Source organism: Nitrospira sp. BLG_2 (assembly GCF_049222245.1).
The window spans coordinates 1-9,411 of sequence record NZ_JBLYIG010000069.1; the positions used below are offsets into that span (position 1 = coordinate 1).

14 protein-coding genes are annotated in these 9,411 nt (G+C 55.7%); all 14 read right to left on the reverse strand.

All coding sequences use genetic code 11. The features are described from left to right. Positions 1–28 precede the first annotated feature (28 nt). Positions 29–571, reverse strand: coding sequence for an FKBP-type peptidyl-prolyl cis-trans isomerase (locus ACOSYY_RS01885; RefSeq protein ID WP_421660572.1), 543 nt, complete (start codon positions 569–571; stop codon positions 29–31). Between the two features lie 203 nt (positions 572–774). Beyond that, positions 775–1,269 (reverse strand): VOC family protein, encoded by a 495-nt coding sequence (locus ACOSYY_RS01890; protein ID WP_421660573.1) that lies wholly within the window; start codon positions 1,267–1,269, stop codon positions 775–777. A 132-nt stretch (positions 1,270–1,401) separates the two neighbouring features. Continuing rightward, positions 1,402–1,866, reverse strand: a complete 465-nt coding sequence (locus tag ACOSYY_RS01895) for a VOC family protein (RefSeq protein ID WP_421660574.1) — start codon at positions 1,864–1,866, stop codon at positions 1,402–1,404. 59 nt (positions 1,867–1,925) lie between these two features. After that, positions 1,926–2,222, reverse strand: a complete 297-nt coding sequence (locus tag ACOSYY_RS01900) for a MoaD/ThiS family protein (protein WP_421660575.1) — start codon at positions 2,220–2,222, stop codon at positions 1,926–1,928. 86 nt (positions 2,223–2,308) lie between these two features. Next, positions 2,309–3,490 (reverse strand): sialidase family protein, encoded by a 1,182-nt coding sequence (locus tag ACOSYY_RS01905; protein ID WP_421660576.1) that lies wholly within the window; start codon positions 3,488–3,490, stop codon positions 2,309–2,311. Between the two features lie 170 nt (positions 3,491–3,660). After that, positions 3,661–4,281, reverse strand: coding sequence for a DNA-3-methyladenine glycosylase I (locus tag ACOSYY_RS01910; protein ID WP_421660577.1), 621 nt, complete (start codon positions 4,279–4,281; stop codon positions 3,661–3,663). A 148-nt stretch (positions 4,282–4,429) separates the two neighbouring features. Beyond that, positions 4,430–5,128, reverse strand: a complete 699-nt coding sequence (locus tag ACOSYY_RS01915; RefSeq protein ID WP_421660578.1) for a methyltransferase domain-containing protein — start codon at positions 5,126–5,128, stop codon at positions 4,430–4,432. A gap of 137 nt (positions 5,129–5,265) precedes the next feature. After that, positions 5,266–5,865 carry a DUF1579 domain-containing protein gene (locus ACOSYY_RS01920; protein WP_421660579.1) on the reverse strand — a complete coding sequence of 200 codons (600 nt, stop codon included), beginning with the start codon at positions 5,863–5,865 and terminating at the stop codon, positions 5,266–5,268. Between the two features lie 163 nt (positions 5,866–6,028). Next, complete coding sequence (locus ACOSYY_RS01925) at positions 6,029–6,391, reverse strand: DUF1428 domain-containing protein (RefSeq protein ID WP_421660580.1); 363 nt, start codon at positions 6,389–6,391, stop codon at positions 6,029–6,031. An 83-nt stretch (positions 6,392–6,474) separates the two neighbouring features. Then, entirely contained in the window at positions 6,475–6,900 is a 426-nt protein-coding gene (locus ACOSYY_RS01930; protein ID WP_421660581.1) for a YciI family protein, read from the reverse strand. Positions 6,901–7,063: 163 nt separating this feature from the next. Then, positions 7,064–7,318: a DUF2214 family protein gene (locus ACOSYY_RS01935; protein ID WP_421660582.1), complete on the reverse strand. Its 255-nt coding sequence runs from the start codon at positions 7,316–7,318 to the stop codon at positions 7,064–7,066. A 119-nt stretch (positions 7,319–7,437) separates the two neighbouring features. Next, positions 7,438–8,871: an efflux transporter outer membrane subunit gene (locus ACOSYY_RS01940; protein ID WP_421660583.1), complete on the reverse strand. Its 1,434-nt coding sequence runs from the start codon at positions 8,869–8,871 to the stop codon at positions 7,438–7,440. Positions 8,872–8,882: 11 nt separating this feature from the next. After that, positions 8,883–9,188, reverse strand: coding sequence for an STAS domain-containing protein (locus ACOSYY_RS01945; RefSeq protein ID WP_421660584.1), 306 nt, complete (start codon positions 9,186–9,188; stop codon positions 8,883–8,885). 24 nt (positions 9,189–9,212) lie between these two features. Then, positions 9,213–9,411: efflux RND transporter permease subunit (locus ACOSYY_RS01950; protein ID WP_421660585.1), on the reverse strand; the 199-nt coding region annotated here is incomplete at its 5' end.

Sequence of the window (9,411 nt, forward strand, 5' to 3'; positions counted from 1 at the left end):
GTGATCGTCCCGCACGAAGGGGATGGAATCACTTCAACGAGGCTTGCGCGACGTCAAGGACTTTGACGTCGAAGTAGAGCGTCTTGCCTGCCAGCGGATGGTTGAAGTCAAGCACGATCGTTTCGTTCTTCACTTCGGAAATCCTCGGAAATACCTTTTGCCCATCGGCAGTCTTTCCTTCCAACTGTGTTCCGACTTTTCGGGAATCAGCCGGCACCAGATTTTTGTCCACTTCCTGAAATGCTTTGGGATCAACGGTGCCGTATCCATCGGCTGGCGCGACCGTGAATTTCTTTTTCTCACCAACCGCCATCCCATCGAGCGCTTTCTCGACCCCTGGAATGATTTGGTGTCCACCCTGAGTGACTTTTAGCGGTTCTCCACCGACATTGGTATCCACGACCGATTGATCGTCCAGTTTCAGGGTGTATTCCAAGGTAACCTGTTTCCCGTTCGAAACCGTCATTGGTGTGGTTTCTTTCTTCTGGTCTCCCGCGCATGCAGCCACAGTCGAGAACAACAGCACTGCGCTCCAAGCGGACAGCGAAAACAATAGATATGGGCGTCTCATAGGGACCTCCTGTGAGAAGTGGTTCGTCAGCAGACTGGAAGGTCGCGCGGCGAATGCGCGGGGGAAAGCGATCGATTCCAGACTATGGTGACCCACGCTATCATCTTACTTCATGAGATACCACTGGTGATTCACCGAGCGTTCAACTTTGATACAGCCAGAAAATGCGATGTCTCCATCTTGAAAACGTCCGGACAAGTACTTCACCTGCCGTCATAGGCTCGCTGGATTGTTCGAAGCTCGGGCTTCGTCATGTGAAGGATGGCCTCCATCACTCGTTCGGACCTTTTCGCATCCTCGTCCCGCAGCATCTTGTCCCATTCCGGAGAGATGATTTGCCAGGACAGGCCAAACTTATCTTTCAGCCATCCGCATTGTCCCGGTTCTCCGCCATGGGAAAGCTTGTCCCACATCTCGTCGATTTCGGCTTGCGTCTCGCACTTCACCATAAAAGAGACCGCTTCGGTGAATTTGAAGACGGGGCCGCCGTTCAACGCCACGAATTCCTGGTGTTCGATCTCGAACGTGACGGTCATCACCGAGCCTTTCGGCCGTCCGGAGACCTGGGCCCCGGCTTCTCCATAGCGTGTTATGAGTCCCATCCTCGAGTTCTTGAAAATCGATACATAGAACTTCGCCGCTTCTTCGGCTTGGTCGTCAAACCACAGACAAGGGGTAATTCGTTGTATGATAGGCATTGTCTCTCTCTTTCGTCTTCACACATGGATTGGTAAGTAGGATGCGGTCACTGTCCTGGCATAGATGGTCTCCATTCCGTTCATTTCCTTCTCACCCTTGTGGCCCCGGACATCTCGAAGATCTGAGTATTGTCAGCCGCAAGCCTTTTGCGCTTCCTTCTGCAATTCGTCCGGATTCACGTCTCGAACATGCGTGGCAACCGACCAATGGTGGCCGAAGGGATCTTCGAGCACGCCGTAACGATCTCCCCAGAACATGTCGGCGACCGGCATCGTGATGTTCGCGCCGGCTGCGACCGCCTGATTGAAGACCGTATCCACATTCTGAACATAGAGGTGGATGGTGACGGGAGAACCTTTGAGCGATTTCGGCCCCAGTGTGTTGTGAGCGGGGAATTCATCGACGAGCATGATGGTGGAATCGCCGATTCGGATCAAAGCATGGACGAGCTTCCCTTCAGGTCCAGGTATTTTCCCCAGTTCCACGGCATTGAAGGCCTTCTTGTAAAATTCAATCGCATCGGCGGCGCCGGCGCACACCAAATGCGGGGTCACGGTATGCATTCCATCTGGAATCGGCTTGACTGGCTTGTTCATCGCATTCTCCTTTCGGTTGACGTTCGGTGACTTACTTCTTGGTTTCTCTGTTGCGGCTACTATCCTCCCGCCATGGCTCCCACGATCAGGAACGGCTCGCCTCCCGTGACGACGGCGTCGGGCAGGGGAGTATCCGGCGACTCATGAGAGAGGTCCTGCTCGCAGGCGAAAAAACGCACGAACGCCCGACGTTTGTGCGTAACATGATCACGGACTGTCCCACGTAACATCGGATAGCGGGTTTCAAGCGCATCGAGAATCGCACGTTGCGTCACGGGGCCGGCGACTTCCAGCGTCACTTCACCGTTGACGCGCGCCAGGGTCCGCAGATGTGCCGGGAGTACGACTCGAACCATACTTTCCCTTCAGGATAAGGTTTAGGCTAAGGTAAGAAGGCTTTCACTTCGAGACTCAAGTCTGAACCTCAGCCTCGACCTTCGCACTACAGCGTCTGCACTTCTACCGATAATACCGCCGGCAAGTCCCGTACAATCGGTTCCCAACTGTCGCCGCCATCGGCGGAGCCATAGACTTGGCCACCGGTTGTCCCGAAATAAATGCCGCAAGGATCGAGTTGATCGACAGTCATCGCGTCCCGCAGAATATTGACATAACAATTCTCTTGCGGCAGGCCTTTTGTCAGCGCATCCCATTCGTCTCCTCCTGTACGGCTGCGATACACGCGCAGCTTCCCTTCCGGTGGATAGTGCTCGGAGTCACTCTTGATCGGCACGACGTAGACCGTATTCGGTTCGTGGGCATGAACGACAATCGGAAATCCAAAATCGCTCGGCAAGTTGCCGCTGATCTCGTGCCAGGACTCGCCGGTATCGACGCTCCGCAGCACGTCCCAGTGCTTCTGCATGAACAGCACGTTCGGGCGCGATGGATGCATGGTGATATTGTGTACGCAGTGGCCCACATCTGCGTCCGGATCAGGCAACTCATATTGCGATTTCAAGCCGCGGTTGATTGCCCGCCAGGTTTTGCCGCCATCATCGGTTCTGAACGCGCCGGCCGCGGAGATGGCACTATAGATACGCTGAGGATTCGTCCGGTCCAGGAGCACCGTATGCAAGCACATTCCTCCGGCGCCCGGTTGCCACAAACTTCCTTTCACATCGCGCAGCCCGGCGAGTTCGTGCCATGTTCGCCCGCCGTCGGTCGAACGGAACAAGGCCGCGTCCTCGACGCCGGCGTAGACTGTATCGGGATCGGTTAATGACGGCTCGAGATGCCATACCCGTTTGAATTCCCATGGACGCTGCGTGCCGTCATAATGTTGGTGCGTCGTGAGCGGTTTCCCCGTTCCCGTGGAAGTATCGTAAAGAAACATGTTGCTCTCACCCTTCGGCATACCGTCGGGTCCCATGAGATCTTCGGGTTTGCTCCCGGGGGCATTCCAGGTTTTACCGCCATCATCCGAGCGTTGAATGACTTGCCCGAACCAGCTGCTCGTTTGTGATGCATAGATCCGATTCGGATCAGCCGGCGAGCCTTTGAGGTGATACAGCTCCCAACCGCCGAAGAGTGGCCCTTGCACGTCCCACCGCTTGCGAGCGCCGTCGGATGTGAGAATGAATGCGCCCTTGCGGGTGCCGACCAGTACTCGAACACTGCTCATTGCATGGCTCCTTTCTTTCGATGACCGGTTGTGATGGGCAGTTCACAGTTTCTCGTAAGCTAGTCGTCCGACGGCAAGAAAATCGACAACGCCCAGAAGGGGCACGGCAAAACTGTTCTGGGACTAGCGCATGAGATCACGCCAGGGAGCTCATAGGTCTTTAAGCCACTTCATCGCAATCTTGTTCGTGCAGACGATGTTCCGTATCCCTTCAAGATCTCCTGCCTTCGTGTGCATGTGATTGTATGGTCATTCACCATGCCCGTTGCCTGCATGTGCGCATAACAGATCGTCGATCCCACGAATTGAAAGCCTCTTTGGCGCAGATCCTTGCTCATGGCATCCGACTCCGGACTCGTTGCCGGATAATCGCCGAGTGTCCTGAGTTGGTGCACGATCGGCTTGCCGTCTACAAACCGCCAGATGTAGGCAGCGAAGCTTCCAAAGGCCTCTTGGACTTTCAGAAAGCTTCGGGCGTTGTTGATCGAGGCGAGGATTTTGGCCTTGTTCCGAATAATGCCTGGATTCGCGAGCAGCTCTTGCACTTTTCGTTCGCCATATTCCGCCACCTTCTCAGGATCGAAACGATCAAAGGCGATGCGGTAATTGCCCCTTTTCCGCAGCACGGTATACCAGCTCAGTCCGGCTTGCGCGCCTTCCAATATCAGGAATTCGAATAAGCGTCGATCGTCATGGACGGGAACACCCCATTCGGTATCGTGATAGGCCACGTAATCCGGTTTGCTCAAGTCCACCCAAGGACAACGGTGGATGTCAGGCTTTTTTCGCATGGGCTTTGAAAGTGTTGCGTTGACCGTTTACATATGGTGGATGGAAACAGTGACAACGTTCCGTCTCATGTTTGAGCACTCGCCCCGCTTGTATGCCTCGGTCGAACGATGTACCCGGTCCTTCCACCACCGTTCTTCCGCAGGACTTTCATTTCCTTCCGACAGCGGAAACCCAGGCCTGGGCGAACATTCCCGCCTCGCTCGTGCTCCACTCAAGAAGTCGTTGCGCGTGGTTTTTATGTCCCTGTTGCTCAAGCTGCAACGCCAGGTATTCACCGATGAAAGCGAGGGATGGATAGCATTCATACCTGGCGCTCATCTGAATGGCTGTGAACCCGGCTTCAGATAGGTATGCGCCAAGCTTATGGCCAATGTGAAGATCGCCTCCATTCGCCCTCTGCATCGACGTGTAAACCGAGATAGCCTCGGCCAGGGCATTCGATGGTGGCGCCACTAGTAGTCCGCCAAAATCCGGGCTACAGACTCCGATATATCCGCTGGGTTTCAGAACTCTGAAGAATTCTTTGAGAGCCTCAGCCGGTCGGGATAAATGCTCCATGAGCGCATGGCAAAAAACATGATCAAAGGAACAATCGGAGAAAGGAAGCGAATAACACGATGCTGTCTGAAAGACCACGTTTTGTATGGAGCGTTCAGCCGCGATGGCTTTTGCCATTTCAATTTGCGATTCGCCAGAATCAATCCCAGTGACGCTCCCTGGAGCGACGACCGAGGCGATGTCCAGCGTAATGGAGCCGGGACCACATCCGCAGTCCAGAATGCAGGCGCCCTTGCGGAGGTACGTGGAAAAGAATCGGCCGTGCGACTGCAGTGTGCGTTTCGACATGAAGTCGGTCGCATTTGTCGTATGGCCGGGGGTGTAAGTTTCCGAACTCATCTTTATGCCGAAACACTACCCCAGCCGCGTCCGGGCGGGAGACGGTTCCCCAGTCGAACTTCTATGACGTGGCATCTCACCATGCCTCACTGCTTGCGCGTATAGACGATCTCCAGGAACTTCGTTTCTTTTTCTTTTCCATGAGCGCCGTACATTTCGAACGTATGGTTATCGGCGTCGGCGATCCTCCAGACAGCGCGGTGTGTCATCTTCCCGCCTCCCGGTTCAGGATGCGAGCCTCGCAATGTAATGGTTTTGCCGTCCGGGCTTGCCGTGCCTTCCATGAGGAAAATACCGGTTCCCATCGTATCGATCCAGGCCGTGACATATTTCTTGGTCAGATTATCGTAGCCATCGATCCCGACGCCAGAGAATGGTTGCCCCATCATCTGGCCGGTGTATTCCTGATACAGAAATCGCCCATCGAGCAACATCTTCATCTCTGCGGTGCCGGCGGATTCCATCGGAGGCTTGCCCGGCTCCATCCATTCCTTGGTTTGCGTCGTCCAACTGCCGGCGAGACTGGCGAATAGTGTATGCGGCTCACCGGGCTGGGCTGCCTTTTGCCACATCTCCATCATGGTTTTCTCGTCCAGGTGCTTCTCGTGCTTCTTTTCCTTTGCCAACACCGGCGAGCCGGTCAGCATGAGACATACTGTGATCACTGTTAATTGTTTCAGCTGCATAATGCCCTCCTTGGGGGTTATCAAATGCTTGTTGCCACGATATGCTGTCTGTACAGTTTGAAAACATTCCGTTCAAGACGCGTCTTAGTCGGCTGGCAACTTCGTCGCCTTCGCCTCTCCTCGATTCCAGCGCCTATCTGCGTGCGCTTCACCATTTTTTAATCTACGGTAGACCGACCAGCACTTTGAATCCGCCATAGACCATCCGTTTGCAATCGAAAGGCATGTCTTTTGGATCGCACAGAGTATGGATACGCGGGTCTTTCATCACTTTGGCGTTGACGCGATCTCGGTGGGAGCGCGACTTGAACACAATGTACGCGAAGATGACCGTCTCACCGGCTTTGGCCTTAGCGTGTTTCGGAAACGGTACGCCCATCTTCGTTGTGAGATCGTCGCCGACACACTCCTTGTAGTCGAGGGCGCCGTGCTCGCGCCAGAGTTTCGCCGCTTGCTGCGCGAGGCGGCGATACGCTTTCAGATTTTTCTTTGGAACGGGCAGAACGTAACCATCGACGTATCCCATGAGCATTATCCTTTGTTATTGTCCTGCCGTGCGTTTGAGATTGGGTTCCTATGAGCGTAGCCCCGCCTTTGGGCGAGATATCTCTATTTCTTTTTGGTCGTCTCTGCTCGCAATCGTTCTTCTTGTTCCCGAAGCTCGGGCGTGAACTCGGCGCCGAAGTCGTCCGCTTCGAAGATTTGGCGAATTTCGATCTCGGATTCTCCGGGCATGGGGTTGGGGCAGCGTTTAACCCATTCGATCGCCTCTTCCTTCGATTTCACCTGCCAGAGCCAATAGCCTGCAATAAGCTCTTTGGTTTCGGCAAAGGGACCGTCGATCACGGTGCGTGTCTTTCCCGAAAATCTGACGCGCGCACCCTTCGAGCTCGGTTGGAGTCCTTCACCCGCCAGCATCACCCCCGCCTTCACCAGTTCTTCATTGAATTTGCCCATTTCGCTCAGCAGTTGTGTACTGGGCATGACACCAGCTTCCGATTCTTTTGTGGCTTTCACAATAACCATGAATCGCATATCAGCCTCCTCTGTCGTCTCGTCGTCGGTTTGGCCAATGGTTTCGTTTATCTATAGTCGAACGAGTAGGTCTGAAATCGACATTGATCTTTCAATGTTCCTCTTCCTTTCGAAAACGTTTTGTAATTTCTATACTTACAGTAAAGGCCGGCTATGAGAACACTCACGCCGCGCCCCATGTGGCGGCTGCGAGCAACGGCATCAAAACGACCACGGTCATTTCTGCGGGAAACCACATTAGGATATGCCGAATTTGCTCGTCAGCCGGCAAAGGTTCCTTTTTCGAGTGAGCCTGCTTGGTCCAACGGATTAATTGCAGAGTCGGTGAAATCGACAGGATTGTTGCTGTCGGCGGTTTCGCAAGATGCTGCATCTGCCGCACGACTGGGAGGACGTGTTTGCTCTTAGAAGAGGTCACGTGCACGTTGCTGTGCTCGGCCTATTTACACGCGAAGGAACCGTTGAACCGATGACTGAGCTGGATGCGTGAGCGTCCCATTGATTCTCACCGGTGTAAATGCCCGGTCTTCCAGTTCCTCAATCTTTCCGTGCTTCGACGACGTTGGCCGCCGGTATCTGCTGAGCGGACTCCACTGACGACCAGCCGCCTCCCAAGGCCTTGTAGAGGTGGATGATGGAGACCAAGTGCAGCCGATGCGTGCTGGTCAAGGCGAGCTCCGCTTCGAAGAGATTCCGCCGGGCCACGAGCACATCGAGGTAGTTTGCCAGCCCCCCTTTGTACCGGAGTTCGGCCAGCTTCAGCGCGGACTGGAGCGCCGCCACCTGCTGGCGCTGCGCGTCGCTCTGTGTACGGGACGTCCGGACGGCGATGAGCGCGTCCTCCACCTCGCGGAAAGCCACGAGGATATTCTGCTCATATTGTGCGAGTGCCTGTCGGTGCAGCGCTTCGGCCGCGTCCTGCTGAAATCCCAGGGCCATACTGTTCAACAGAGGACCCACGAAGCCGGCTCCCGCGACCCCGAAGGACGCCGGATCGGTGAAAAACTGCGATAACTCGGGACTGGCCGCTCCGACCAGGCCCGTCAGCGTGATCTTGGGAAACCGATCCGCCTTGGCGGCGCCGATGCGGGCTGTCGCGGCCGCCAGCTGCTGTTCGGTCTGTAAGAGATCCGGGCGCCGCTGCAACAGCTCAGACGGTAACCCGGGGGGGACCTCGGGCGGCATGACTTGGTCGTTCAACGATCGGCCGCGCGTCACGGCAAAGGGTTTGCGGCCGAGGAGCACGCTCAGCGCATTCTCGGCTTGAATCATCTGCCGTTGCAGTTCGGCCGTCCGGGCCGCGGCATTGGCCCGTTCCGCTTCGAATTGATCGGCATCCAGTTTCGACGTCATCCCTTGGCGAAGCCGGGCTTGCGCGATCCGCACCGATTCCTCCCACGATTGCAGGGTCCGCTGAGCAGTCTCGAGCTGCGAGTCAAGCTGCAGCACATTGAAATAGCCTTCCGCGACGCCGCTGACCAGCTGGAGGACGACGGCGCGGCGGTTTTGTTCCTTCGCGAGCAGATCGGCGCGCGCCGCTTCGAACGAGCGCCGGATCCGCCCGAAGATATCGATCTCCCAGGACAGGTTGCCCTGCAGATAATAATTGAAGGGGTTCGCAAAGCCGGGCACGAGGAAGACGGTCTTCCGGTCAAACGGGAGATTGCCGGACGCCGTGATGCCAGGAAAGAAGTCCTGTCGGGTGATAAAGGCGCGTGCCTGAAATTCTTCGACGACCGCGACGGCGTGCTGGAGGTCCCGGTTCTCCGCCAATGCGGTTCGAATCAAGGTCTGCAATTGCTCGTCGCGCAGCAGATCCCACCAGGCCAGATTGGCCAATGAGGGCAGGTCTGATGGCCCCTCCGCCATGCGAAACCGATCTTCCCCATCGGTCTGAGGTTTGGTGTAGTCCGGGCCCAGAGCACAGGCGGTCAATAAGAAAGAACCTATGAAGAGACTCAGTATGCGCATGACGACTCCGCTTATTTCGTTCCGCATCGGATAGAGGATGTAGTCGGTTGTGACCGAGCGATCTCTTCCACAAGGTAACCGATGCAACATCCTGTCGCAATCAATTGTGCGCCTTCTCGCCACATCCGTGTCAATAGAAGCTTGCCGTCCTCTCCCACGAAGGTTACGTTCGTGAGATCAACGACAAGAGGGATTCCTTCAGCCGGTTGGATGGTTCGCCACTCGTGCTCGAGTTCGCCGACCCATGGTCCGGTCAGGCTGCCCTCCAATCTGAGTCGCACCGAATCGCGATTCTTCTCTGAAGTAATTGTCAGCATGGCTGGTATCTTTCGAGCATTCCTTCAGCTCCGTGCTGTCATCGTGAGCAGCTCTTCATCCTCGGCATCGAGCGCGATCCCCTCAGGCTCCAGTTCCGGCTGGTGTTGCGCTGCGATCAACGAGTAGAACACCGGCACAACGAACAGCGTGAAGATCGTGCCGACTGTCATTCCTGAGACCAATACCGTCCCAATACTGTTGCGGGCCGCGGCTCCCGGCCCA